The following is a 25753-nucleotide window of genomic DNA, read 5'->3' on the forward strand; positions in this document are numbered from 1 at the left end:
CGCTGCGCTCAGGAGTAGCGCCACCCGGTAACACTCAGCGGCGCGATCTCACCACCTGATACCTGCGTGTTAAATACTCCACCGGCGCGCTCCAGACGTGTACCAGTCGGGTGAAGGGGAAGATCAGGAAAATGGTCATGCCCAGCACCAGATGAACACGGAAGATAAACGCCACGCCCGCCAGATGTTCGGACGAGCCACCGCGGAAGGTCACTACCGACTGCGCCCAGTCCACCAGCTTGAGCATCTCGCTGCCGTCGGGATATTTCGCGGAGAACGGTATGGTGGTGAGCCCAAGAATACACTGCACCAGTAAAATGCAGAGGATCAGGATATCTGCCGTGGAGGAGGTCGCCCGGATACGCGGGTTCGTCAGCCGGCGAATCAATAATCCCGCACCGCCCACCAGCGTGAGCACGCCGCAAACGCCGCCCAGAATCATCGCCATCAGCTGTTTCTGCGACATCGGCAGAAACCACGAATAAACCCAGTGCGGCGTCAGCATCCCGAATAGATGTCCGAAGAAGATCCCCAGGATCCCGATATGGAACAGATTTGACCACAGCACCATGCCGCGCTTATCCAGCATCTGGCTGGAGGAGGCGCGCCAGGTATACTGCCCGTAATCGTAACGCAGCCAGCTTCCCACCAGAAAAACCGTGCCACACAGGTAGGGGTAAATATCGTAGAAAAAGACGTTCAGAAACTGGATCATTTTGGGCCTCCCGCACTGACGTCGACATACTGCGGGGCAACGTCCTGGCTAAAGCGTCGTTGATATTGCTGCATCGGTGAGGTATCACACGATGTGGCGTTGTCCTCGATAAACTTGACCTGTTCCTCTTCCCAGACGGCGTCCAGCGCCTGGCGGGTATCATCCCGTTTCTCGGTGGAAACCTGTTTCGCCACGCTGTCGCTGGTCAGACGCGTGCCTGCGAGCGTCAGGAGCGCATCAAACAGCTGATAATGCGCCACGCCGCGCTGCTTCAGGCGACCGCCAATCAGCGCCAGGATCGGCGCAACGTTGTGTAGCCCTTCGCGGGCCTCGTCGTCGGTGACGAGGCTGAGATACTCCAGGTAGAGCGGCAGATAGTCCGGCAGCTCGCGACAGTCCAGCTGCAGGCCGGCTTTTTCGTACTGGCTCATCAGGTCGACCATCGCCTGGCCGCGATCGCGGGATTCAGCATGAACGTGCTCAAACAGCAGCAGCGAGGTCGCACGACCCCGCTCAAACACCTCGCACCATTCGGCCTGCTTATCCAGCAGTGCGGCATCCAGATGCTGGCGGGCAAAGGGCAGTAACGCAGGGAGATCCTGTTCTATCAGGGAAAGTGCTTCCTCGCGATTTTCCCATAATGTTTCATCGGGATACTCAATCAGCAGGGCGATGATTTTGAGGATCTGCATCACTCTCCCTCCCCGTGGTCGCGCACTTCGGTGATATTGATGGCATCAATGCGGCTGCTGTTAAAGAGGTTGAATTTGGTGTCGGAACCGTGGCACCCGTCGCCAAAGGAGAAGCCGCAGCCGTTGCGTTCCGGGAAGGCGTCGCGCGCCATTTCGCGGTGGCTGGTGGGGATCACGAAACGATCTTCGTAGTTGGCAATCGCCAGATAGCGGTACATCTCTTCAACCTGCTCGACGCTAAGGCCCACCTCTTCGATGGCGCGCGTATCGGTCACGCCTTCAACGGTCTGAGAGCGTTTGTAATGACGCATTGCCATCATGCGTTTGAGGGCGCGCAGCACCGGAGCAGGATCGCCCGCACTGAGCATGTTGGCCAGATACTGCACCGGTATGCGCAGGCTTTCGACCGCCGGTAACACGCCGTCGTTGAGCGGCAGGCCGCCCGCGTCTGCGTAAGACTGGATCGGTGACAGCGGCGGAACGTACCAGACCATCGGCAGGGTGCGGTATTCCGGATGCAGCGGCAGGGCCAGCTTCCAGTCCATCGCCATCTTGTAAACCGGGGAACGCTGGGCGGCGTCAATCACGTTCTGCGGAATACCTTGCTTGAAGGCTTCTTCAATGACCGCCGGGTCATGTGGATCAAGGAATACGTCACACTGGCGTTCATAGAGGTCGGTTTCATGTTCGGTGCTGGCCGCTTCTTCAATGCGATCCGCGTCATACAGCAGCACGCCCAGATAGCGAATACGCCCGACGCAGGTCTCAGAACAGACGGTTGGCTGGCCGGACTCAATGCGCGGGTAGCAGAAGATGCATTTCTCCGACTTTCCGCTTTTCCAGTTGAAGTAGATTTTCTTGTACGGGCAACCGCTGATGCACATGCGCCAGCCACGGCATTTGTCCTGGTCAATCAGCACAATGCCGTCTTCTTCACGCTTATAGATGGCACCGCTCGGGCAGGTGGCCACGCAGCTCGGGTTCAGGCAGTGTTCACACAGGCGCGGCAGGTACATCATGAAGGTGTTTTCAAACTGGCCGTACATCTCCTTCTGGATCTTGTCGAAGTTGCGGTCGCGGGCGCGTTTTTCGAACTCGCCGCCAAGCAGTTCTTCCCAGTTCGGGCCGCCAACAATTTTGTCCATCCGTTTGCCGCTAATCAGCGAGCGCGGGCGGGCCGTCGGGAGGTGATCGCCTTGTGGTGCACGGTGCAGATCCTGGTAATCAAACGTGAAGGGCTCGTAGTAATCATCAATGCCGGGCAGGGACGGGTTGGCAAAGATTTTTGACAGCACGCCCACGCGCCCGCCGAGACGCGGCGTCAGCTTGCCGGTGATCCCGCGTACCCAGCCGCCTTGCCACTCCTCCTGATCTTCCCAGTTTTTCGGGTAGCCAATCCCCGGTTTGGTTTCAACGTTGTTGAACCACGCATATTCCATACCTTCACGCCCGGTCCAGACGTTTTTACAGGTGACCGAGCAGGTGTGACAGCCAATGCATTTGTCGAGATTCAGCACCATTCCAACCTGTGAGCGTATTTTCATTTTTTCGCCTCCTGTACCTGATCCCGACCTTCGCCATCCAGCCAGTTAATGTTTTTCATTTTGCGGATCATGATGAACTCGTCGCGGTTAGAGCCGACGGTGCCGTAATAGTTGAAGCTGTACGCCAGCTGGGCGTAGCCGCCAATCATGTGTGTCGGTTTGGGACAGACGCGCGTCACCGAGTTATGGATCCCGCCGCGACGGCCGGTGACTTCTGAACCCGGAATATTCAGGATACGTTCCTGCGCGTGGTACATCATGGTCATGCCCGGCGGGACGCGCTGGCTCACCACTGCCCGGGCGGTCAGGGCCCCGTTGGCGTTGAAGGCTTCGATCCAGTCGTTGTCTTCAATGCCTAACTCTCTGGCATCGGTTTCGCTGATCCAGACGATAGGCCCCCCGCGTGACAGCGTTTGCATCAGCAGGTTTTCACTGTAGGTCGAGTGAATGCCCCATTTCTGGTGTGGCGTCAGGAAGTTCAGCGCCTTCTCAGGAAAGCCGTTCGGCGGGATTTCGCGCATATGGCTAACGCTTCGGGTATCAATCGGTGGGCGATAGGCCACCAGACTTTCCCCGAACGCGCGCATCCACGGATGGTCCTGATACAGCTGCTGACGACCGGAAAGGGTGCGCCAGGGAATAAGCTCGTGAACGTTGGTATAACCGGCGTTATAGGAGACATGCTCACTCTCAAGGCCCGACCAGGTGGGGCTGGAGATAATTTTCCGCGGCTGGGCCTGAATATCGCGGAAGCGGATTTTCTCATCTTCTTTGTTCAGCGCCAGATGGGTGTGATCGCGACCGGTCAGTTCGCCCAGCGCTTGCCAGGCTCGCACTGCCACCTGGCCATTCGTTTCAGGGGCGAGGGCGAGAATCACTTCAGAGGCGTCAATCGCCGTTTCAATACGCGGGCGTCCTTTTGCCGGGCCATCGAGCTTGACGTAGTTCAGCTTGCCAAGGAAATCGACCTCGCTCTGGGTATTCCATGAAATACCTTTTCCGCCGTTGCCGAGTTTGTCCATCAGCGGGCCGAGTGAAGTAAAGCGCTCGTAGGTTTCCGGATAATGCCGTTCGACCACCGCAATCGTCGGCGCCGTTTTACCCGGAATGAGATCGCATTCGCCTTTGCGCCAGTCCTGAATATCAAACGGCTGTGACAGTTCCCCCGGGGAGTCGTGCTGCAGCGGCTGCAGTACCACGTCCGTTTCGGTGCCAAGATGGCCGATGCACACCTCTGAGAAAACACTGGCAATACCTTTGTAGATCTCCCAGTCGCTGCGGGATTCCCAGGCCGGGTCGACGGCAGCTGAAAGCGGATGAATAAACGGATGCATATCCGACGTATTCATGTCGTCCTTTTCATACCATGTCGCGGTGGGCAGCACGATATCGGAGAACAGGCAGGTGCTGGACATGCGGAAATCGAGCGTCACCAGCAGGTCAAGCTTGCCCTCGATGGCCCGAGTTTGCCACTCGACCTCTTCGGGCTTAACGTCATCCGTCGACCCTAAATCTTCGCCCTGGATGCCGCTTTCGGTACCGAGCAGGTATTTGAGCATGTACTCGTGACCTTTCCCCGAAGAGCCGAGCAGGTTAGACCGCCAGACAAACAGATTGCGCGGGTGGTTTTTACCGTTGTCAGGCTGTTCGCAGGCGAAACGTATATCGCCCGATTTTAATGCCTGCACGGTGTACTCCTGCGGGGTCATGCCGGCAGCGTCGGCCCGGGCTTTGATGTGCAACGGATTGAGGTTTAGCTGCGGTGCCGAGGGCAGCCAGCCCATACGCTCTGCCCGGACGTTAAAATCGATCAGGTGACCGGTGAATTTTGTCGCGTCCGCCAGCGGAGAGAGTAACTCCTGCGCGGTCAGTTTCTCATAACGCCACTGGCAGGCGTGGTTGTAGAAGTACGACGTACTGTTCATCTGGCGCGGGGGACGGTTCCAGTCCAGCGCAAACGCCAGCGGCAGCCAGCCGGTTTGCGGACGCAACTTCTCCTGACCCACATAGTGTGACCAGCCGCCGCCGCTTTGACCCACGCAGCCGCAGAACACCAGCATGTTGATCATCCCGCGGTAGTTCATGTCCATGTGGTACCAGTGGTTCACCCCGGCACCGAGGATAATCATCGACCGGCCGTGCGTTTTGTGCGCCGTGTCGGCAAACTCACGGGCAATTTTCTCTATCAGGTAAGCAGGGACGCCGGTGATCTGCTCGCCCCAGGCGGGAGTGTAAGCTTTGATCTGGTCATAGCTGCCCGCCGCGTTGCTGTCTTCCAGACCACGATCGAGGCCGTAGTTAGCGAGAATCAGATCGTAAACGCTGACCACCCGTTTCTGGCTACCATCGGCCAGCGTCAGGGTTTTACTCGGTACACGGCGCGTCAGGACCGGCTCCTGCTTGACGCTACGGAAGTGTGGATTTTCATTGCCGCCAAAATAGGGGAATGCCACCTCTGCCACGCTGTCGTGGGTAATCAGCAGCGAGAGGGTGAGCTCAGTTTCATGATCTGCCGCCAGCGGCGCCAGGTTCCATTTGCCTTTTTCGCCCCAGCGGAAACCAATGGACCCGTTCGGCACCACCAGATCGCCGGCGATATCAAAGGCGACGGTTTTCCACTCAGCATTATTGGCTTCACCCAGCCCGTCCGTGAGATCAGAGGCCCGAAGCATCCGCCCCGGCACCACGCGGCCATCGGCCTGTTCATCCAGCAGCACCAGCATCGGCATGTCGGTGTAGCGGCGGCAGTAGTTGAGGAAGTACTCGCTGGGGTTGTCGAGATGGAACTCTTTAAGGATCACGTGGCCCATGGCCATCGCCAGCGCGCTGTCGGTGCCTTGCTTGGGTGCCAGCCACTGATCGCTCAGTTTGGCGACCTCGGAGAAGTCCGGGGTGATGGCCACGGTTTTGGTGCCTTTGTAGCGGACCTCGGTAAAGAAGTGGGCATCTGGCGTACGCGTCTGCGGAACGTTAGACCCCCAGGCAATGATATAGCTGGAGTTATACCAGTCTGCGGATTCCGGCACGTCGGTCTGCTCGCCCCACGTCATGGGCGAGGCGGGCGGCAAATCACAATACCAGTCATAAAAGCTGAGACAGGTGCCGCCCAGCAGAGAGAGATAACGCGTCCCGGCGGCATACGAGACCATCGACATCGCCGGAATCGGTGAAAAACCGGCCACGCGATCGGGGCCGTAATGTTTAATGGTCCAGACGTTGGCGGCAGCAATCAGCTGGTTTAGCTCTTTCCAGCTGGAGCGGATAAATCCGCCGTGTCCGCGTGCCTGCTTGTAGCTCCGGCTCTTCTGCGGATCGTTCTGAATGGCATCCCAGGCCAGCACCGGATCGCTGTGTTGCGCCAGCGCGTCACGCCACAGTTCGATCAGCGTGCGGCGCACCAGCGGGTATTTCAGCCGGTTGGCGCTGTAAAGGTACCAGGAATAACTTGCACCGCGCGGGCAGCCGCGCGGCTCGTGGTTAGGCAGGTCGGGGCGGGTACGCGGGTAGTCGGTCTGCTGGGTTTCCCAGGTAACCAGGCCGTTTTTGACGTAGATTTTCCAGCTACAGGAGCCCGTGCAGTTCACGCCATGGGTGGACCGCACAATCTTGTCGAACTGCCATCGCTGTCGGTAGCTGTCCTCCCAGTCACGGTTGGTGTTGTACACCTGCCCGTGTCCATTGGCGAAGCTGTCGCCTTTTTGTTTGAAATAGCGAAAGCGATCCAACAGTTTACTCATGACATTTCTCCTGCTTCGATAGCCTTTTCGGAGAGGGCTGCCCACTCTCAGGCGAATGTGTAATTGTTATTGTTGTGAAGATTTGCGGCCATAAACCAGCCAGGTCACCAGGACGCAGACGATGTAAAACACGAGGAAAACTTTCATGGCACCCACAGGCGAGCCGGTCATGGCCAGCGACGTGCCGAAGGCTTTCGGAATGAAAAAACCGCCGACGGCACCGATGGCGGAGATAAAGCCCAGCGCTGCCGCGGTTTCGGTCACTGCTTCATGCTGCGCCTGCTCGTCACTTCCCCCTTGTTGCTTCACGCGGGTGAGGGTGATTTGGCGGAAAATGATGGCAATCATCTGAAACGTTGACCCGCTGCCCAGTCCGGCGGTGAGGAACAGGCCCATAAAAACCAGATAGAAGGCGAGAAAACTGCCCGACCCGGAACCGGGAAGCGTCAGGAAAAGCAGGGCGCTGAAAAGCGCCATAAAGACGAAGTTAATCAGGGTGACGCGTACGCCGCCGAGTTTGTCTGAGATCATCCCGCCCGCAGAACGGGCCAGCGCGCCAATCAGTGGGCCAAAGAAAGCCAGATGGAGGATATTGACGTCAGGAAACTGGGTTTTCGACAGCATGGCGAAGCCTGCTGAAAAACCGATAAACGAACCGAAGGTTGCCAGGTAGAGGAGGCTCAGGAGCCACAGGTGAAAACGTTTTAACACCGGTAGCTGGCTGGCAATCGTGGCCTTAGAGCTCGCGATGTCATTCATGCCGAAAAACGCCGCAATCGTGGCCAGCAGGAGAAGGGGCGCCCAAATCCACGCGGCATTGGCCAGCCACATCGTTGAGCCGTCATCCTGCGGCACGCCGTTTACGCCGAGAAAGGTGAACATAGGCAGGAAGATCACCAGCGGCGCGACCAGCTGCATTACGCTCACGCCCAGGTTCCCCAGCCCGCCGTTAATCCCCAGGGCGCTACCCTGTTTCGTTTTCGGGAAGAAGAAGCTGATATTGCCCATGCTGGAGGCGAAGTTAGCGCCGGCAAAACCACACAGCAGCGCGATGACGATAAAGATCCAGTAGGGAGTGGCAGTGTCCTGAATCGCGATCCCCAACCAGACGCAGGGAACAATCAGGATCACCGTGCTTAACACCGTCCAGTAGCGTCCACCAAAGAGAGGAACCATAAACGAATAGGGGACGCGCAATATCGCACCGGACAGGGAGGGTAAGGCAGTTAGCATAAAAAGCTGGTCGGTGGAAAAATTAAATCCAACTTTATTCAGATTGACCGCAATGGCACTAAATAACATCCATACGCAAAACGCTAATAACAGGCAAGCCACAGAAATTAAAAGATTTCTTCGGGCTATATGTTTTCCTTTATTCTCCCAGAATTGCGTGTTTTCGGGTTTCCAGTTGCTCAGCAGATAAGGATTATTCTTCTCACTTTGTTGTGACATGTCGCCCTCTTGCTTAACCATAAAAAGAAAAAATGGAATAAAAACAGGTGGATGTCTGACAGTGTGTTTCTGGAATTATTGGATGGTTTGGGATACATCTGAAAGGATAGATAAAAAAGCGAATCCCTGAGTCGGGAGGGGAAATAAGGGTTCGCTTAATGTGTTACGAATTGTAAGTGAGGGCTGTTAATACTCATAAGTGAGTATTAACACAATTCCAGAGAGATTAATTTATCAAGATGGTTATTAAAGGCAGCGTCGTCCATCTCTGGGATATCTAATATATAAATGCCGTCCAGGCCACACACCAGACCAATTAAACGCCAGGCAATATTTTCTGGCCTATCGCCCGGGGTAAAATCTCCCGCGTCAGTGCCTGCTTTGATAAGGGCGACGGTCTCCTGGTGCCACATCTCCATGGTCAGTACATATGCGCCCCTGATATCCGTATCCCGGCTTGCCAGGATCTGCGCCTCACGCCACAGGCGAATATAGGGCTCAAACCGGCCATCATCGCTGCCGAGCATGGCATGCAGCTGCTGTCGCCAGCTGGCCTGCTTGCCGACCACATCCGCATCCAGCAGTTCACGGATCAACCGCACAAAAGCCAGCGATTTTAGCTCCCCGCCAGAGGTGAAATGGTGGTGGACCTGTCCGGTGGCGACGCCGGCTTCGGCGGCAATTCGCCGTACCGTCATTGCGGAAAGTCCGTCAGAGAGCGCCACGCGCATAGCGGCCTGTAAAATCTCTTCCCGCCTTTCATCCTTGCTCAGATATCGCATTTTCACTCACTCTTAATGGGACTGAAACAAGTGTAACAAAAAGCTGGACACTCGTTCAACTTTACGTAGGATCGCAAGCTGGACATGTGTCCATGATTTAAAAGAAAAGGAAATTTATGTTTCGTCAGTGGTTAGCGTTAGTCATTATCGTGCTGGTGTATATCCCGGTGGCGATCGACGCGACGGTACTGCACGTAGCGGCGCCGACGTTGAGTATGACGCTGGGTGCCAGCGGTAACGAATTATTGTGGATCATCGATATATACTCGCTGGTGATGGCGGGGATGGTGCTGCCGATGGGTGCACTGGGTGACCGCATTGGTTTTAAACGGTTGTTGATAATTGGCAGTACGCTGTTTGGCTTGTCATCGCTGGCAGCTGCATTTGCGCCTTCAGCAGGATGGCTGATTGCTGCCCGCGCCTCGCTGGCGATTGGGGCGGCGATGATCATCCCGGCCACGCTTGCGGGGATCCGCACGTTGTTCGTTAATGCGCGCGATCGCAACATCGCGCTTGGGGTTTGGGCCGCCGTCGGTTCAGGCGGTGCGGCGTTTGGTCCGTTGATTGGCGGTATGTTGCTGGAGCATTTTTACTGGGGATCGGTCTTTTTGATCAACGTGCCGATCGTGGTCATCGTTGTTTCCCTTGCCGCGCGTCTGGTGCCTCCTCAACAGGGACGCCCGGAACAGCCGCTGAATATTGCCCATGCAATCATGCTGATTGTGGCGATATTGCTGCTGGTCTACAGCGCGAAAACCGCGCTCAAAGGGGTGCTTTCTCCGTGGCTGGTGGCAATGACGCTGCTCACCGGAGCGGTGATGCTGATGATCTTTGTGCGGATCCAGCTTCGCGCCCGCGTGCCGATGATCGACATGCGCCTGTTCTGTCATCGCATTATTTTAAGCGGTGTCGTGATGGCGATGACCGCCATGATCGCGCTGGTGGGGTTTGAGCTGTTGATGGCCCAGGAGCTGCAGTTTGTGCATGGCTTTACGCCGTTCGAAGCGGGGATGTTTATGCTGCCGCTGATGGTCGCCAGCGGGTTTAGCGGGCCGATTGCCGGTGTGCTGGTCGGTCGTCTGGGGCTGCGGCTGGTGGCGGCAGGCGGAATGGGGTTGAGTGCCGTCAGCTTTATCGGTCTGTCGATGCTCGACTTCAGCACGCAGCACTGGCAGGCATGGAGTCTGATGGTGCTGCTGGGCTTCAGTGCCGCCAGTGCGCTACTGGCCTCAACTTCGGCAATTATGGCGGCCGCGCCAAAAGAGAAAGCGGCTGCCGCAGGGGCGATTGAAACCATGTCCTATGAGCTGGGCGCAGGGTTGGGCATTGCCATTTTTGGTCTGCTGTTAACCCGCAGCTTCTCGGCGTCAATTGTCCTGCCGCAGGGACTGAGCGCGACGCTGGCCGATAAGGCCTCGTCATCGATTGGCGAAGCGGTGAACGTGGCGCAGAGCCTGACTCCAGGGCTGGCGGAGTCGTTAATTGCGGCGGCAAAAACGGCCTTTATCACGTCGCACAGCGTGGCGTTAGGCAGTGCCGGCGCAATGTTACTGGTGCTGGCGGTCGGGATTTGGTTTAGCCTGGCAAACGTACCGAAACAGTAAAATCAGGCCCGGTGGTGCAATGCTTACCGGGCAACCCTCAGTGTGCGTCATGGGGAGTCAGCAGGCAGCGCTTGTCGTGTGCTTCAATTTCGGTGCCGCTAAAGCGCGCGTATTGCCCGGTCAGGCCAAAGAATGCGGGTTGCGTTTCTGTATAGATTTCAGCGGCAAGTATCAGACGGCGACGTTCGTCTTCGCTCATCTCAAGCTGTGTCCAGGGAATGAAATAGCGCGTCGTTGAGCGTGCGGTCAGTGTGAACCACAGCGGGCAACCGCATCCGGGACAAAACCAGCGTTCGCCGCGCGCAGATGACGTGAAATGAGAAGGGGCTATCGACTCTTCTTCCACAAGCGGTTGACCCTGCGCTTCCAGATACATGGCCATTCCCCCCGACCATTTCTGGCACTGGGTACAGTGGCAGGCATAGACGTCGAAGTTGTTGAGGGAAACGCTGAATTGGCTCATCCCACACAGGCAGCGTCCTTTGAAAATATGCATGGCGTGCTCCTTTATTACGCCAGTCAAACCGAATAAAAAAAGCCAGCCACGAAGGCTGGCTTTTTTATACTAACAAATCTTAGAACTGGTAGGTCAGACCAACAGCAACGATGTTGTCGGTAGAAACGCCAGCTGCTTTAGTGAAGCTGCTGTCGTCAACCAGGTTGATTTTGTAATCAACGTAGGTAGACATGTTTTTGTTGAAGTAGTAGCTCGCGCCAACGTCAACGTATTCAACCAGATCCTGGTCGCCGTAAGTACCAATGTCTTTACCTTTGGATTTCAGGTAAGCAATGGATGGACGCAGACCGAAGTCGAACTGGTACTGAGCAACCACTTCGAAGTTCTGCGCTTTGTTAGCGATGAAACCGCTACCGAAGTTGGTCATGTTACGGGTTTCAGAGTAGGTGGTTGCCAGGTAGATGTTGTTGGCATCGTACTTCAGACCCGCAGCCCATACTTCCGCGTTTTCGCCGCCTGCATTCAGATTGCTTGCAGCAGCAACCTGACGGTCAGTACGGTCAGATTTCGCGTAGGTAGCACCTACACCGAAGCCTTCGAATTCATAAGTAGAAGACAGACCCCAGCCGTCACCGTTCGCTTCGGTGATGTCGTTACGGTCGTTTTTACCCTGGTACTGAGCAGCCACGTTCAGGCCATCAACCAGACCGAAGAAGTCGGTGTTACGGTAAGTTGCAACGCCAGTCGTACGGCCAGTCATAAAGCCATCAGTCTGAGTCCAGGTATCACCACCGAATTCTGGCAGAACGTCAGTCCATGCGCCGATGTCGTAAGCAACACCGTAGTTACGACCGTAGTCGAAAGAACCGAATTCGTTGAATTTCAGGCCCGCGAATGCCAGGCGGGTTTTGTTGCCGTCAGAACCCTGAGATTCAGAGCGGTTGCCTTTGAACTCGTATTCCCACTGGCCGTAACCGGTCATCTGGTCGTTGATCTGAGTTTCACCTTTGAAGCCCAGACGAACATAGGTTTTGTCGCCGTCGTTGCCAGCGTCATCAGAGAAATAGTGCAGACCTGTTACTTTGCCGTACAGATCCAGTTTGTTACCGTCTTTGTTAAAAACTTCAGCCGCGTTTACAACGCCTGCTGCCAACATGGAAGTCACTGCCACTGCAACTAATTTAAGTTTCATCTTAAATATTCCTTATAATTTTCTTCAGTATTTCCTGAGCCACTTTGAACGATTTCTAAACGAGGCTAATCATCAATGGCATGCTATTTTTAAGAATCTTGTAGTAGGGTTTCAATAATAAGTTTCAAAATATTAGCAATAATTTCAATTAGTGTGATCCGGATCGGATAAATTGCGGCTGTAACGAATGAGATGGTGGGGATTTGTGCATTTTTTGATGAATTATTCAACAAAACCATTGGCCGCAATATAGTTTTCGGCCGTTTTAGTTTCTTTTGTTAATTGTCGGTATTTTCTGTCTTTTTGCTCGTTTGATATAAATTCAAGTTGTTTAAAATCAATGGGTTAACTATTCAATTGTACGGGATAATCGTTGTTGGACATGAAACACACAGAAACACACTATTGCACTTTGTGCTATATACATTGTTAATATTCGCAAGGGATTAATAACGTAACGGTGTCAAGTTATGTCAATAAAAGACGACGGGGATTTACGAAAGGGCGGTAATATAAACAGAATCTAAACGGCTTTTCTAACGCACCGATCATTATTTTGACGCGCGATCACATATTAAATTTATGTTAATTCCCGCCGGGCGATTATGGACCCGGCAGAGAAGAGCGATATTATTTTCGCGTGGCGTACCAGCACAACAATGACCCGGCACAAACCATTAATGCGCCTTGCCAGAAAGAAAACGAGAGGGGGGAATTCAGCAATACGGCAGCGAGTGCTGCTGAGAGTACAGGCGTGAAATAGGATACCGCTGCGAGTACCGTGACGTTGCCATGAAGAATACCGATATTCCATGCCGCATAGCCAAACCCCAGTGCGACGCTGCACATGATGAGCTTCACGACCACCGGGAGAGTAAACACCATTTGCGGCTGTTCGCTGAACGCATATTTCACCCACAGACTGAGCGCGGTGAGCAGCACGAAAAGCGTTATCCCGTTTTGCCCGTTGGCAAACTTACTGGTGACGGTGCAGTAAGCCGCCCAGATAAAAGCCCCGGCGAACGCCAGCGCGTAGCTGAGCGGGCTTGAGATGACATTACGCATGATGTCATCAAGATGTAGCCCTTGCTCTCCGCCTAATACCCAACAGACGCCCAGCAATGAGACGGCTAAGCCCGGGATCACCCACAGGGTGGACCGTTGGCCGTTAAATAAAATGGCAAATACAATCGTCAGGCTTGGCCAGAGATAATTGACCATTCCCACTTCGATAGCCTGGGAGCGCGTTGCGGCATAGCCTAACGACAGGGCGAGGCAAATTTCATAGCTGACAAACAGCACGCTGCCGGCAATAAGATACCGGGGTGAAAACCGTCTGATATCAGGAAATCCTACCGTCACCAGGCACAGTAATCCGCTGAGGGTGTATATCATTGCGGCGCCTCCCACCGGTCCCAGCCCCTCACTGACGCTACGAATGAGGCCAACCATGGTGCTCCACAACAGTATCGCCGCCAGTCCCGTGAGCGTTGCTCTCTTTCTGTCCATAACCCTGCCATCGCTATAAAAATCAAAGGAAAAATTTATAGCATTAATCCTCCTGCCATCGCGAATTATTCTCTTAAGTCTTTAATCAAAAAGAGGTATTTAAACTCCGTGGGGGTGACTATTAAGGGGGTGAAGACAAGTGACCTTGATTTGACGCAAAAAAAACAGGGGCTTTACTGCTAGTTTGCGGCGCGAAGTCTTAAATGAAAACGAGGACAACAATGGACGTCAGCCGCAGACAATTTTTTAAAATCTGCGCGGGCGGTATGGCCGGAACAACAGCCGCAATGCTGGGATTTGCACCCAAAATGGCGCTGGCTCAGGCACGCAACTATAAACTGCTGCGCGCGAAAGAGATCCGTAACACCTGCACATACTGTTCCGTAGGTTGTGGGCTTTTAATGTATAGCCTGGGCGATGGCGCGAAGAACGCCAAAGAAGCGATTTATCATATTGAAGGGGACCCGGATCATCCGGTGAGCCGTGGCGCACTTTGTCCGAAAGGGGCGGGTCTGCTGGATTATGTCCACAGCGAAAACCGTCTGCGCTATCCGGAATACCGTGCGCCAGGATCTGACAAATGGCAGCGTATCTCCTGGGATGAGGCGTTTTCCCGAATCGCAAAACTGATGAAAGCTGACCGCGACGCCAACTTTATCGAAAAGAACGCGCAGGGCGTTACGGTGAACCGCTGGCTGTCGACCGGCATGCTGTGCGCATCCGCGGCAAGTAATGAAACCGGCATGCTGACGCAAAAATTTGTGCGCTCTCTCGGCATGCTGGCGGTAGATAACCAGGCGCGCGTCTGACACGGACCAACGGTAGCAAGTCTTGCTCCAACATTTGGTCGCGGTGCGATGACCAACCACTGGGTTGATATTAAAAACGCCAACGTCGTGATGGTGATGGGCGGTAATGCCGCTGAAGCCCATCCGGTGGGTTTCCGCTGGGCGATGGAAGCGAAAAACAATAACGATGCGACGCTGATCGTTGTCGATCCGCGCTTTACGCGTACGGCATCGGTGGCGGATATCTATGCGCCTATTCGCTCCGGTACGGACATTACGTTCCTCTCGGGCGTTCTGCTGTACCTGATTGAAAACAATAAAATTAACGCTGAATACGTTAAGCATTACACCAATGCCAGCCTCCTGGTACGGGATGATTTTGCCTTTGAAGAGGGGTTGTTCAGCGGTTATGACGCGGAAAAACGGCAGTACGATAAATCGTCCTGGAACTACCAGTTCGATGAAAACGGCTACGCCAGACGCGATGAGACCCTGAGCCATCCGCGCTGCGTATGGAATTTGCTGAAACAGCATGTTTCCCGCTATACGCCGGACGTCGTGGAGAATATCTGCGGCACGCCAAAAGCAGATTTCCTCAAGGTGTGTGATGTACTGGCGTCAACCAGCGCCGCCGACAGAACCACGACGTTCCTGTATGCGCTCGGCTGGACGCAGCATACCGTCGGTGCGCAAAACATCCGCACCATGGCAATGATCCAGCTGTTGCTTGGAAACATGGGGATGGCCGGCGGCGGCGTGAACGCCCTGCGCGGACACTCCAACATTCAGGGGTTGACCGATCTGGGCCTGCTGTCGACCAGCCTGTCAGGCTATCTGACGTTGCCGTCTGAAAAGCAGACTGATTTGCACAGCTATCTGGCGGCCAACACGCCAAAAGCGACGCGTGCCGATCAGGTGAACTACTGGAGTAACTATCCGAAGTTCTTCGTCAGCCTGATGAAGTCGTTCTATGGCGATGCCGCGCAGAAGGAAAACGACTGGGGCTTCGAGTGGTTGCCGAAATGGGACCAGGCCTACGACGTCATTAAGTATTTCAACATGATGGATAAGGGCAACGTTACGGGCTACATCTGCCAGGGCTTTAACCCGGTGGCGTCTTTCCCGGACAAAAACAAGGTCGTTCGCAGCCTGAGCAAACTGAAATACATGGTGGTTATCGATCCGCTGGTGACCGAGACCTCCAACTTCTGGCAGAACCACGGCGAGATGAACGACGTCGATCCTGCATCGATTCAGACCGAAGTGTTCCGCCTGCCGTCCACCTGTTTTGCAGAAGAAGACGGGTCGATTGCCAACTCCGGCCGCTGGCTGCAGTGGCACTGGAAAGGCCAGGATGCACCGGGTGAAGCGCGCAACGACGGCGAAATCCTGGCCGGGATTTACCATCGTCTGCGTGAAATGTATCGCACCGAAGGGGGGAAAGGCGCTGAACCGCTGCTGAGGATGAGCTGGAATTACAAACAGCCGGACCATCCTGTATCCGAAGAGGTCGCCAAAGAGAATAACGGCGTTGCGCTGGCGGATCTGTATGACGCGAACGGCACGCTGCTGGCGAAGAAAGGTCAGTTGCTCAACAGCTTCGCGCTGCTGCGGGATGACGGCACGACCGCGTCGTCATGCTGGATCTACACCGGCTGCTGGACGGAGCAGGGTAACCAGATGGCGAATCGCGATAACGCTGACCCGTCAGGGCTGGGCAATACGCTGGGCTGGGCGTGGGCATGGCCACTGAACCGTCGCGTGCTGTACAACCGTGCTTCTGCGGATATCAACGGCAAACCGTGGGACCCGAAACGGATGCTGATCGAATGGAACGGCAGCAAATGGACGGGTAACGATATTCCGGACTTCAGCACCGCCGCACCGGGCAGTGAGACCGGGCCGTTTATCATGCAGCCGGAAGGGCTGGGACGCCTGTTTGCCCTCGATAAGCTGGCGGAGGGGCCATTCCCGGAACACTACGAGCCAATGGAAACGCCGCTCGGTACCAACCCGCTGCACCCGAACGTCATATCCAGTCCGGTGGTGCGTATCTATGAAGAGGACGTCCTGCGTTTAGGCAAGAAGGACAGGTTCCCGTATGTCGGGACAACCTACCGCCTGACGGAGCATTTCCATACCTGGACCAAGCATGCACGGCTTAACGCCATTGCCCAGCCAGAACAGTTTGTGGAGATCAGCGAAACGCTGGCGAAAGCGAAGGGTATTGCCAACGGTGACCGCGTGAAGGTGAGCAGCAAGCGCGGCTTTATTCGCGCGGTTGCGGTGGTTACGCGCCGTCTGCAGGCGCTGAACGTGCATGGTCAGCAGGTGGAAACCGTCGGTATTCCGCTGCACTGGGGCTTTGAAGGGGTGGCGCAAAAAGGCTACCTCGCCAATACCCTGACGCCAAACGTCGGCGATTCCAACTCGCAAACGCCGGAGTACAAAGCGTTTCTGGTCAACATCGAGAAAGCGTAAGGAGCGAATACATGGCAATGGAAACACAGGACATTATTAAACGCTCCGCGACCAACTCCATCACCCCCGCGCCTCGTGCGCGGGATGATAAGGCAGAAGTCGCCAAGCTTATCGATGTCACTTCCTGCGTAGGCTGTAAAGCCTGCCAGGTGGCCTGTTCGGAGTGGAACGATATCCGCGATGAAGTAGGGCACTGCGTCGGGGTTTACGATAATCCGGCGGATCTGAGTGCCAAATCCTGGACGGTGATGCGTTTTAGCGAAACCGATCAGAACGGCAAGCTGGAGTGGCTGATCCGTAAAGACGGTTGTATGCACTGCGAAGATCCGGGATGCCTGAAGGCCTGTCCGTCAGCCGGGGCCATCGTCCAGTACGCCAACGGGATTGTCGATTTCCAGCAGGATAACTGCATCGGTTGCGGCTACTGCATTGCGGGATGTCCGTTTAATATTCCGCGCCTCAGTAAAGAGGATAACCGGGTCTACAAATGCACCCTGTGTGTCGATCGCGTGAGCGTCGGGCAGGAGCCTGCCTGCGTGAAAACCTGTCCGACCGGGGCTATCCACTTCGGGACAAAAAGAGAGATGCTGGAGGTAGCCCAGCAGCGCGTGGACAAACTGAAAGCGCGCGGTTACGCCAGTGCGGGCATTTATAACCCGCAGGGTGTGGGGGGAACGCACGTGATGTATGTTCTGCACCATAACGACCAGCCGGAGCTGTACCACAATCTGCCGAAAGATCCTGCGATCGATACCTCGATCAACCTGTGGAAAGGGGCGCTTAAACCGCTCTCTGCGGCGGGCTTTATCGCTACTTTCGCCGGGTTGATTTATCACTACATCGGTATCGGACCCAACAAAGCGGTGGATGACGACGAGGAGGAACCTCATGAGTAAGTCATGGATTGTGCGCACGAAGTTTGTCGACCGTGCCTGTCACTGGACGGTAGTGATCTGCTTCTTCCTGGTCGCGGTCTCGGGGATCTCCTTTTTCTTCCCGACGCTGCAGTGGCTGACGGAAACCTTCGGGACGCCACAGATGGGGCGTATTTTGCATCCGTTCTTCGGCGTGCTGATTTTCGTGGTGCTGATGTTTATGTTTGCGCGCTTCGTACATCACAATATTCCGGATAAGCATGACATTCCATGGCTGAAGGGGATTATTGAGGTGCTGAAGGGCAATGAGCATAAGGTTGCGAAGGTCGGGAAATACAACGCCGGGCAGAAGATGATGTTCTGGACCATCATGAGCATGATTTTTGTTCTGCTGGTCACCGGCGTCATTATCTGGCGGCCGTACTTTGCGCACTACTTCCCCATTCAGGTGATTCGCTACGCGCTGCTCATTCACGCGACGTCAGCCATTATTCTGATCCACGCCATCCTGATCCACATGTATATGGCCTTTTGGGTCAAAGGGTCGATTAAAGGCATGATTGAAGGGAAAGTGAGCCGCCGCTGGGCGCAGAAACACCACCCGCGCTGGTACCGTGACGTTGAGCGGCTGGAAGCGAAACAGGAAAGTACGAAAGGGATGCCGTAAGTCCCGCGCTCGCGGGTCAGCGAATGACCCGCGAACGCTTCAGTCAAAAACGCTCTTCAACATACCGGAACGGGTATTGGGTCGGCTTCACTTTACCAATCTTACGCTTCGGCAAACTCACCGCTTCGATGTGAATGGCTTTGTACGGGATTTGCGCCAGCAGGTGCGAAATAATGTTCAGGCGCACGCGTTTTTTATCTTCCGAACGGGCGACAAACCACGGCGCCCAGGCGGTGTCGGTGGCTGCAAACATCGCATCTCGCGCCACGGTATATTCATCCCACAAATTGAAAGACTTAATGTCCATTGGCGATAATTTCCAGGTCTTTCGCCCGTCGTTAATACGATCGCGCAGACGACGCTCCTGTTCTTTCGGCGTGACCTCCAGCCAGTATTTAAGCAGGATGATCCCGGCATCCACCATTGCTTTTTCCATCACCGGCGTGCCATCAAGAAACTTCTCGACCTGCTCCGGTGTGCAGAATCCCATCACCCGTTCAACGCCCGCGCGGTTGTACCAGCTGCGGTCAAAAATGACGATTTCGCCGGCGGCTGGCAGGTGGGGGACATAGCGCTGGAAATAGAGCTGGGTCTTCTCTTTTTCCGTCGGGGCGGGGAGCGCAACAACCCGGAAGACGCGTGGGCTAACGCGTTCAGTGATGGCTTTAATGGTTCCGCCTTTACCGGCACCGTCGCGCCCTTCAAAGACAATACAGACCTTTAAACCCTTTGCGACGACCCACTGCTGGAGCTTAACCAGTTCAACGTGGAGGCGACGAAGCTCTTTTTCATACTCTTTCGTTTTTAACGGCTCATGCTTTATGACATCAACTGCGACACTGGTTTTCTTCTTGCTTCCCATGATTGTCATCCTCAGGTTGTCCGGCGCGGGAAAAAGCGGGGCCGCACTATGAAGTGTAATCCACCTGAATTAATGGATTAACGTGTCAGCCAGCTGATTTGAACTGGCTCACCATACAAGATTGTTCAATAATGCCCGTCGCGCGTTGTTAACCAGTGGTTGTGGTATGAAAAAGACAATTTTTTCGTTGGCACTTGGCACGTTTGGCCTGGGAATGGCTGAATTTGGCATTATGGGCGTATTAACTGAACTGGCCCATGACACCGGAATTTCAATTCCCGCAGCCGGGAATATGATTTCGTTTTACGCCTTTGGTGTGGTGATTGGTGCCCCGATTGTGGCGTTGTTCTCAGGCAAGTTCTCGTTAAAATCCACGCTGTTGTTTCTGGTGGTGTTGTGTGCCGTCGGAAATGCAATTTTTACCTTTTCAACGTCGTATGCCTGGCTGGCTATAGGGCGGCTGATTTCCGGTTTTCCGCACGGCGCCATTTTTGGCGTCGGGGCGATTATTCTCTCGAGAATTGCGCCTCCGGGGAAGGTGACGGTCGCCGTGGCGGGCATGATAGCCGGCATGACGGTTGCCAATCTGGTGGGCGTACCGCTGGGCACCTGGCTGGGTCATGAATTCAGCTGGCGCTACACCTTTTTCCTGATTGCCCTGTTTGATGCTCTGGTGATCATCTCGGTACTGGTCTGGGTGCCGCACATCCATGATCGCTCCGAAATCAAATTGACCGCGCAATTTTCCTTTCTGAAAAAACCGGAGCCGTGGCTGATTTTTGCCGCCACCATGTTTGGCAATGCTGGTGTGTTTGCGTGGTTCAGCTTCGTCAAACCGTTTATGGTCAACGTCTCTGGCTTCTCCGAAGGCGTCATGACGGTCATCATGATGCTGATGGGGCTGGGTATGGTGTTAGGTAATCTCCTGAGCGGGAAATTATCGGGTCGCTTCAGTCCACTGCGTATTGCCGCCACCACCGACATGGTCATTGTCGCGTCACTGCTGTTGCTATTCGCCTTTGGGGAACATAAAACGGCGTCGCTGGTGATGGGCTTTATCTGCTGTGCCGGGCTGTTTGCACTCTCTGCGCCGCTGCAGATCCTTCTCCTGCAAAATGCGAAGGGCGGTGAGATGCTGGGTGCCGCTGGCGGGCAGATGGCATTTAACCTCGGCAGTGCGATAGGGGCGTATTTTGGCGGGATGATGATCACGCTAGGCTTTAGCTGGAGCTATGTCACGCTGCCAGCGGCTGTGCTCTCTTTCTCAGCCATGAGTTCACTGCTGATCTACGCGCACATTCGGGCCAGAAAGGCAGACGCCGGTTCGCTCGCTTCCGCACGTTGAACCGCGCCGGTAAGGCGCGGTAGAAGGGCATTAGACAAATTTCGCCAACGGATCGGCAGCGGCAAACGCCACGGCTTTGTCCGCTGCTGGCGGGTAGATAAGTTCATTGGTGATGGCGATTTTGATTTTCTTTGCGTCATCACGCACCGATTTGACGGCCTGGTCCCACCCTTCAGTGTAAACGGCACCCCAGGCACCCAGGTCCAGACAGGTCACGTAGTTAACCTGGCGGTAAGGATAAGGCGTGCGATTCAACAGGCTGGCTGCCGCGTTGTGGCCGGCAAATTTACCCAACTGGATCGCGTGCTGGCAGGTCATTAGCGCCGTGTTCCCCATCTCGTCCGTTCTGGCGTAGGCCATATCTCCCGTCGCGTACACGTCCGGATGAGCCGGAACTTGCAGCGTTTCTGTCACTTTTAGACGCCCCTGGTTATCGCGTTCGCCGTTAATCTGTTGTCCAAGCGGGTTTGCTTCAACGCCTGCCGTCCAGACTACGGTTGCAGCGGGGATACGTTCGCCGTTTTTCAGCGTTACGCCGTTCGCATCGATGGCCTCAATTTCACTGTTCAGACGCCACTCAATCCCCAGTTCCTGGCTCGCGTCTTCAATGGTGTTACGCAATGCTTCACTGTATCGTCCGCCAATGACATGACCCCTTTCAACTACGATAACTCTTGTCGCTGTATCATCACCGAAGCGAGCGCGCAGTCGGGCAGGAAGCTCGGTTGCCAGTTCAATGCCGGTAAAACCGCCGCCACAGACAACCACGGTATTGCGCGCAGTGGTGGAAGGGCGCGAGACCAGGGAGTCAAGATGCTGCTCAAAGGTCTGTGCGGATTCAAGCTGATCGATATCAAAGGCGTACTCAGCCAGCCCGGCAATCGGTGGACGCTTGCTCTGACTGCCGGTGGCCAGCACTAACCGCTCGTAACTCACTGCGGCAGTTACGCCATTCGCATCACGATAGGAAACACTTTTCCCTTTTATATCAATGAATTCTGCTTTGCCGGCGATAAAATCAATACCCAGTTCAGCGAATAGTCCGGTCAGCGGAGAGACCAGCGACGTCACGTTCTCTTCATAGAAGCGCGGGCGAACACGCAACTCGGGGGCGGGTGCCAGTACGGCGATCTTCAGGCTGTTATTGCCCTCCAGCGCATTCAGACGCGCGGCACTGACGGCAGCCCACATGCCGGAAAAACCACTGCCCACAATTAAAATCTGCTTTTTCATCTTCGATCCTTTTGATCATCACGCTGTATACCTGACATAACTGCAACTATACTTGTCGCAGTTAACTGCGACAACTTCTTTCTGAGTTAAATTTTAATGCTGCATAAAATCAGCATGTTAATGAAAAAGGGGAGGGTAGTTGTGATTGTGGGCAATAACGCCGTTATAATGACCCAGATAAATAACTTCGGAGTTAACCATGGCGTTTTACAGTTCCGGTGTGGAATACGGCATTCACAGCCTGATGTGCATGGTGGATGCAAAAGGCAATGAGCGTGAGATGAGCGTCCGGGAAATGGCCGCCCTGCAGGGTGTGCCGTATGATTACCTGGGAAAAATCTTCACCCGTTTGTCACGTGCCGGGCTGGTGAGCAGCACGGAAGGTAAGGGCGGCGGGTTTAAACTGGCGCGCCCGGCGGAGTTGATCACCGTACTGGATGTGGCGCACGCCATTGACGGTGAGAAGAACATGTTTGAGTGTCGCGAGGTGCGTCAGCGGCTGGCGGTGTTTAATGAAACGCCTCCTGCCTGGGTGTGCAATGGCCCGTGTGGCGTACGTTCGGTCATGGACAGCGCACAGCAACGGATGGAAGAGGAGTTAGCGCGACATACCATTCTCGATCTGGCGCGCAAGATGTACCGCAAAGCGCCGGATACCTTTCAGATTGAGGTTCAGGAGTGGATTTCTGACCGGCGATCGTCGTAGTGAAATGCCGGGTAAGGCAAAACCACCCCCCCGGCAACCGGCGATTAAGAGCGTAAATCAATCACCATACGACCGCGGATTTGACCCTGCTCCATCTCTTTAAAGATGGCATTGATATCTTCCAGCGGACGCATTGTCACTTTTGGCACCACTTTGCCCTCTGCCGCAAACTGGAATGCCTCCATCAGGTCCTGACGGGTTCCCACCAGCGAACCGACGACCTGAATGCCGTCCAGAACCAGGCGTGGAATATCCAGGCTCATCGCTTCCGGCGGCAGGCCCACGGCGACCACGCGGCCACCCGCACGCACGGCATCCACCGCTGAGTTGAAGGCTGCTTTTGCCACGGCAGTTACCACCGCGGCATGTGCGCCTCCGGTTTTCTCCTGAACAATTTTCGCTGCATCTTCGCTGCGAGAGTTAATGGTTAAATCTGCCCCCATGCTGGCGGCCAGTTTCAGCTGTTCATCGTTCACATCAATGGCGATGACCTTGGCGTTGAATACGTTTTTAGCGTACTGCAGCGCAAGGTTACCCAGACCACCAAGACCGTAAATCGCAATCCACTGGCCCGGCTTAATGTGGGACACTTTTACCGCTTTGTAGGTGGTGACCCCCGCGCAGGTGATGCTGCTCGCCGCTGCGGAATCCAGACCGTCCGGCACTTTTACCGCATAATCGGCTGTCACGATGCACTCTTCAGCCATCCCACCGTCAACGGAATAACCCGCGTTTTTCACATGCCGGCACAGGGTTTCGTTGCCGGTATTACAGTATTCGCAGTGTCCACAGCCTTCAAAAAACCATGCCACGCTCGCACGGTCGCCAATTTTCAGCGAGTTGACGCCTGGGCCAATCTCTTTAACGATCCCTATTCCTTCGTGACCCAGGATCACCCCGGTCTTATCGCCGAAATCACCGTTCTTCACGTGAAGATCGGTATGACATACGCCGCAGCATTCCATCTTCAGCAGGGCTTCTCCATGCTTAAGCGGACGTAATGATTTTTCGGTGACATTGACCTGATGATCCTGAGTGACAACAGCAGCCTTCATATGTTTCTCCTTGTTCATGATGAGATTCTGCATAGCAGGTGTACTACTTCTTAAGGATTAATACTTAGGCGCGTTAATGCAAGGTGGCAGCAACATAATGTCATCATTTGATTCGATTTCGGATTAAGAATACAGCGATCCTCTAATATTCAGGGGGGCGTTCAGGGGCAGAGCGACCCGGCGAGACGCTCGCCGGGCGCGGACTTACAGTTTTGCTTCTATCGCCTCAATCTCCTGGCGCCATTGCGCCTGCAACTGCGGCTTCTGGTGCTTCGGTTTGCGGGCCAGGTCTTCCTCCAGCAATGTCTCCAGCGCGATCAGCCGTTCAAGCAGGTCGTCAAACTGCGAAGGGCGATCGTGCTGTTGTTTCGGTGAACACGGCGATGTTATCAGGCCCGCACTTTCACGCAGCCGTTCAAAGACCGCTTCGGCGTCATGCCATTCACTCAACCTGCCGTCCTCAATCAGCCAGAAACGGTTGCAGCTTTGGCTGATTAATTGACGGTCATGGCTGACCAGCAGCACGCCACCTTCAAATTGCTGCAGGGTTTCTGTCAGCGCCTCTTTGCCTTCCATGTCCAGATGGTTGGTCGGTTCATCCAGCATCAGCAGGCTATAGCGCGCTAACGTCAGGCCAACAAACAGCAGGCGAGAGCGTTCTCCACCGCTGAGCGTACTGACTTTCTGACCATGACGTGGCCACGCAAAGCCGGCACCGATCAGGGCCATCTTGCGATTCTGCGGATCGGGTGCAAACGGCTCCAGTGCGTCAAACAGCGATGCATCGTCCGGGAGCTGGTTCAGTGTCTGGTCATAATAGCCAGGCGATACGCGTGGGTGGAGTTTCAGCCCATCGTCAGCCTGCTCGCCGCGAAAATGCCGCCAGATCAGCTTCATCAGGGATGATTTACCGCAGCCGTTACGTCCAACGATGGCCACGCGATCGCCGCTTTTGAGACGCGCGATGTCAATGTTAAACAGCGCAGGCAGCCCGGGAGCCGGCGGCACCGCGAGGTTTTCCAGCTCCAGCAGACGGTCGGCCCGCAGCGCGTCGCCGCGCAGGGTTAATGTCCACTGACTTCCCGCCGTGACCTCCGTCTGGCTCTCTTTCAGCCGTTCAACCTGCTTTTCCATCTGTTTCGCTTTGCGGGCCAGGTCTTCGTTGTCGTAGACTTTGCCCCAGGTCGCCAGTCTTTTTGCGCTGGCCGCGACGCGGTCGATCTCCTTTTGTTCTGCCTTGTGGCGCTGCGCATCACTTTCGTCTTTCTCATCCAGCGCTTTGCGTGCGGCGGTGCAGGGAAGGGCAAAGTAATGCAGCATCTTATCGCGCAGGATCCAGCTGCCGTTGGTCACGGCATCCAGCAGCTGCCTGTCATGTGAAACCAGCACAAAGCTGCCTGACCAGGCCTGTAAAAACTGCTCCAGCCAGAGCATGGTGGGTAAATCGAGGTGGTTACTCGGTTCATCCAGCAGCAGCAGGTCCGGCGCATTAATCAAAGCCCGCGCCAGCAGCAGACGCGTATGTTGCCCGCCGCTCAACGTTGCCGAGGTTAATGTCCAGTCCTGCGGCGTAAAGCCCATACTCGCCAGCAGCGTTTCCGCTTTCCAGCGCAGGCTCTCGCGTTCAGCCGCAGGCAGTTGTGCCAGCACGGCATCCAGCATGCTCAGGGGATAAATCCCGTCCGGCAGATGTTGTTCTACGCGCGCCATGATGCAGTGCCCGGCCAGCGCGACCGTTCCGGCGGCAGGCGTGTCCGTACCGTCCAGCACCTTCAGCAACGTACTTTTACCGCAGCCGTTGTCGCCCAGCAGACCGATGCGATCGCCTTTTTTCAGCGTAAAGGAGAGAGAGTCGAAGAGCGTACCAAACGCCGTATCAACACGTAGAGATTGTGCAGTGAGTAAAGTGCTCATTGTTGCTTACCCAAGAGTTACAGGCATGTTTATGCCTCGTCAAACATCGCTGACGATAACTCAGTAAGCCCGAGAGAAGGGATTTAGGGGTTGGTGTCTTCGCTCAAGCAGAAGTTATCGCAGCACGATACCGATAACGCTTG

General features: G+C 55.1%; 19 protein-coding genes. 6 read left to right on the plus strand and 13 right to left on the minus strand.

All coding sequences use genetic code 11. The features are described from left to right. Nucleotides 1-34: 34 nt before the first annotated feature. The 6 genes from narI to BJP35_RS23570 form a co-directional block, all read right to left on the minus strand. Complete coding sequence (narI, locus tag BJP35_RS23545) at nt 35-715, minus strand: respiratory nitrate reductase subunit gamma (RefSeq protein WP_014170231.1); 681 nt, start codon at nt 713-715, stop codon at nt 35-37. Continuing rightward, nucleotides 712-1407, minus strand: a complete 696-nt coding sequence (narW, locus tag BJP35_RS23550; protein ID WP_025204126.1) for a nitrate reductase molybdenum cofactor assembly chaperone — start codon at nt 1405-1407, stop codon at nt 712-714. Before narW ends, narI begins: the two co-directional genes overlap by 4 nt. Beyond that, on the minus strand, nt 1407-2951 hold the full coding sequence (gene narH / locus BJP35_RS23555; protein WP_020884050.1) for a nitrate reductase subunit beta: 1545 nt from the start codon (nt 2949-2951) through the stop codon (nt 1407-1409). The genes narW and narH overlap by 1 nt, the downstream gene beginning before the upstream one ends. Then, entirely contained in the window at nt 2948-6688 is a 3741-nt protein-coding gene (locus tag BJP35_RS23560; RefSeq protein WP_047744703.1) for a nitrate reductase subunit alpha, read from the minus strand. The genes narH and BJP35_RS23560 overlap by 4 nt, the downstream gene beginning before the upstream one ends. Before the next feature lie 66 nt (nt 6689-6754). Then, nucleotides 6755-8140, minus strand: coding sequence for a NarK family nitrate/nitrite MFS transporter (locus tag BJP35_RS23565; protein ID WP_047744702.1), 1386 nt, complete (start codon nt 8138-8140; stop codon nt 6755-6757). Nucleotides 8141-8346: 206 nt separating this feature from the next. Beyond that, nucleotides 8347-8922: a TetR family transcriptional regulator gene (locus tag BJP35_RS23570; protein WP_020884053.1), complete on the minus strand. Its 576-nt coding sequence runs from the start codon at nt 8920-8922 to the stop codon at nt 8347-8349. 116 nt (nt 8923-9038) lie between these two features. On the opposite strand from BJP35_RS23570, the gene BJP35_RS23575 reads away from it, so the two are divergent. Beyond that, nucleotides 9039-10526, plus strand: a complete 1488-nt coding sequence (locus BJP35_RS23575) for an MFS transporter (protein ID WP_014170225.1) — start codon at nt 9039-9041, stop codon at nt 10524-10526. 37 nt (nt 10527-10563) lie between these two features. Here the strand turns inward: BJP35_RS23575 and BJP35_RS23580 are convergent, their stop codons facing one another. From BJP35_RS23580 to yddG, 3 genes are all read right to left on the minus strand, one after another. Next, complete coding sequence (locus tag BJP35_RS23580; RefSeq protein WP_020884055.1) at nt 10564-11022, minus strand: GFA family protein; 459 nt, start codon at nt 11020-11022, stop codon at nt 10564-10566. A gap of 79 nt (nt 11023-11101) precedes the next feature. Beyond that, entirely contained in the window at nt 11102-12175 is a 1074-nt protein-coding gene (gene ompD / locus BJP35_RS23585; protein ID WP_020884056.1) for a porin OmpD, read from the minus strand. 630 nt (nt 12176-12805) lie between these two features. After that, entirely contained in the window at nt 12806-13684 is an 879-nt protein-coding gene (yddG, locus tag BJP35_RS23590) for an aromatic amino acid DMT transporter YddG (RefSeq protein ID WP_014170222.1), read from the minus strand. Nucleotides 13685-13905: 221 nt separating this feature from the next. Here yddG and fdnG point away from each other — a divergent pair, with 221 nt between their 5' ends. Genes fdnG through fdnI form a run of 3 tightly spaced genes read left to right on the plus strand, consistent with a single transcriptional unit; the run spans nt 13906 to nt 18495 of the window. Further along, nucleotides 13906-16953 carry a formate dehydrogenase-N subunit alpha gene (gene fdnG, locus BJP35_RS23600; protein ID WP_143349642.1) on the plus strand — a complete coding sequence of 1016 codons (3048 nt, stop codon included), beginning with the start codon at nt 13906-13908 and terminating at the stop codon, nt 16951-16953. Nucleotides 16954-16964: 11 nt separating this feature from the next. After that, nucleotides 16965-17849: a formate dehydrogenase subunit beta gene (gene fdxH, locus BJP35_RS23605; protein ID WP_032678228.1), complete on the plus strand. Its 885-nt coding sequence runs from the start codon at nt 16965-16967 to the stop codon at nt 17847-17849. Continuing rightward, a complete protein-coding gene (gene fdnI / locus BJP35_RS23610; RefSeq protein ID WP_044859317.1) occupies nt 17842-18495 on the plus strand; it encodes a formate dehydrogenase-N subunit gamma in 654 nt (217 codons plus the stop codon). The genes fdxH and fdnI overlap by 8 nt, the downstream gene beginning before the upstream one ends. A gap of 43 nt (nt 18496-18538) precedes the next feature. Here the strand turns inward: fdnI and ppk2 are convergent, their stop codons facing one another. Further along, nucleotides 18539-19357, minus strand: a complete 819-nt coding sequence (gene ppk2, locus BJP35_RS23615; RefSeq protein WP_025204134.1) for a polyphosphate kinase 2 — start codon at nt 19355-19357, stop codon at nt 18539-18541. A 166-nt stretch (nt 19358-19523) separates the two neighbouring features. Between ppk2 and araJ the strand changes: the two genes are divergently transcribed. Further along, nucleotides 19524-20702: an MFS transporter AraJ gene (gene araJ, locus BJP35_RS23620; protein ID WP_041162629.1), complete on the plus strand. Its 1179-nt coding sequence runs from the start codon at nt 19524-19526 to the stop codon at nt 20700-20702. A 30-nt stretch (nt 20703-20732) separates the two neighbouring features. Here the strand turns inward: araJ and BJP35_RS23625 are convergent, their stop codons facing one another. Continuing rightward, a complete protein-coding gene (locus BJP35_RS23625; RefSeq protein WP_040017566.1) occupies nt 20733-21935 on the minus strand; it encodes an NAD(P)/FAD-dependent oxidoreductase in 1203 nt (400 codons plus the stop codon). A gap of 199 nt (nt 21936-22134) precedes the next feature. Here BJP35_RS23625 and BJP35_RS23630 point away from each other — a divergent pair, with 199 nt between their 5' ends. Then, nucleotides 22135-22641 (plus strand): Rrf2 family transcriptional regulator, encoded by a 507-nt coding sequence (locus BJP35_RS23630; protein ID WP_014170178.1) that lies wholly within the window; start codon nt 22135-22137, stop codon nt 22639-22641. 44 nt (nt 22642-22685) lie between these two features. On the opposite strand, the gene adhP is transcribed toward BJP35_RS23630, so the two are convergent. Further along, nucleotides 22686-23696, minus strand: a complete 1011-nt coding sequence (adhP, locus tag BJP35_RS23635; RefSeq protein WP_086463585.1) for an alcohol dehydrogenase AdhP — start codon at nt 23694-23696, stop codon at nt 22686-22688. 204 nt (nt 23697-23900) lie between these two features. Further along, the gene (locus BJP35_RS23640; RefSeq protein ID WP_086463586.1) at nt 23901-25610 is read right to left on the minus strand and encodes an ABC-F family ATP-binding cassette domain-containing protein; all 1710 of its coding nucleotides are present in this window, start codon (nt 25608-25610) and stop codon (nt 23901-23903) included. Nucleotides 25611-25753: the final 143 nt, after the last annotated feature.

The organism is Enterobacter sp. J49 (assembly GCF_002148625.1).
GTDB classification, from domain to species: Bacteria; Pseudomonadota; Gammaproteobacteria; order Enterobacterales; family Enterobacteriaceae; genus Enterobacter; species Enterobacter ludwigii.

What these genes read in the sequence shown, in the direction of transcription:
- araJ (WP_041162629.1), top strand. Translation starts at nt 19,524, where the DNA reads ATGAAAAAGACAATTTTTTCGTTGGCACTTGGCACGTTTGGCCTGGGA.
- yddG (WP_014170222.1), bottom strand. Translation starts at nt 13,684, where the DNA reads ATGGACAGAAAGAGAGCAACGCTCACGGGACTGGCGGCGATACTGTTG.
- BJP35_RS23640 (WP_086463586.1), bottom strand. Translation starts at nt 25,610, where the DNA reads ATGAGCACTTTACTCACTGCACAATCTCTACGTGTTGATACGGCGTTT.
- BJP35_RS23565 (WP_047744702.1), bottom strand. Translation starts at nt 8,140, where the DNA reads ATGTCACAACAAAGTGAGAAGAATAATCCTTATCTGCTGAGCAACTGG.
- BJP35_RS23625 (WP_040017566.1), bottom strand. Translation starts at nt 21,935, where the DNA reads ATGAAAAAGCAGATTTTAATTGTGGGCAGTGGTTTTTCCGGCATGTGG.
- BJP35_RS23575 (WP_014170225.1), top strand. Translation starts at nt 9,039, where the DNA reads ATGTTTCGTCAGTGGTTAGCGTTAGTCATTATCGTGCTGGTGTATATC.
- BJP35_RS23580 (WP_020884055.1), bottom strand. Translation starts at nt 11,022, where the DNA reads ATGCATATTTTCAAAGGACGCTGCCTGTGTGGGATGAGCCAATTCAGC.
- narH (WP_020884050.1), bottom strand. Translation starts at nt 2,951, where the DNA reads ATGAAAATACGCTCACAGGTTGGAATGGTGCTGAATCTCGACAAATGC.
- BJP35_RS23630 (WP_014170178.1), top strand. Translation starts at nt 22,135, where the DNA reads ATGGCGTTTTACAGTTCCGGTGTGGAATACGGCATTCACAGCCTGATG.
- narW (WP_025204126.1), bottom strand. Translation starts at nt 1,407, where the DNA reads ATGCAGATCCTCAAAATCATCGCCCTGCTGATTGAGTATCCCGATGAA.
- narI (WP_014170231.1), bottom strand. Translation starts at nt 715, where the DNA reads ATGATCCAGTTTCTGAACGTCTTTTTCTACGATATTTACCCCTACCTG.
- fdxH (WP_032678228.1), top strand. Translation starts at nt 16,965, where the DNA reads ATGGCAATGGAAACACAGGACATTATTAAACGCTCCGCGACCAACTCC.
- ppk2 (WP_025204134.1), bottom strand. Translation starts at nt 19,357, where the DNA reads ATGGGAAGCAAGAAGAAAACCAGTGTCGCAGTTGATGTCATAAAGCAT.
- fdnI (WP_044859317.1), top strand. Translation starts at nt 17,842, where the DNA reads ATGAGTAAGTCATGGATTGTGCGCACGAAGTTTGTCGACCGTGCCTGT.
- adhP (WP_086463585.1), bottom strand. Translation starts at nt 23,696, where the DNA reads ATGAAGGCTGCTGTTGTCACTCAGGATCATCAGGTCAATGTCACCGAA.
- BJP35_RS23560 (WP_047744703.1), bottom strand. Translation starts at nt 6,688, where the DNA reads ATGAGTAAACTGTTGGATCGCTTTCGCTATTTCAAACAAAAAGGCGAC.
- ompD (WP_020884056.1), bottom strand. Translation starts at nt 12,175, where the DNA reads ATGAAACTTAAATTAGTTGCAGTGGCAGTGACTTCCATGTTGGCAGCA.
- BJP35_RS23570 (WP_020884053.1), bottom strand. Translation starts at nt 8,922, where the DNA reads ATGCGATATCTGAGCAAGGATGAAAGGCGGGAAGAGATTTTACAGGCC.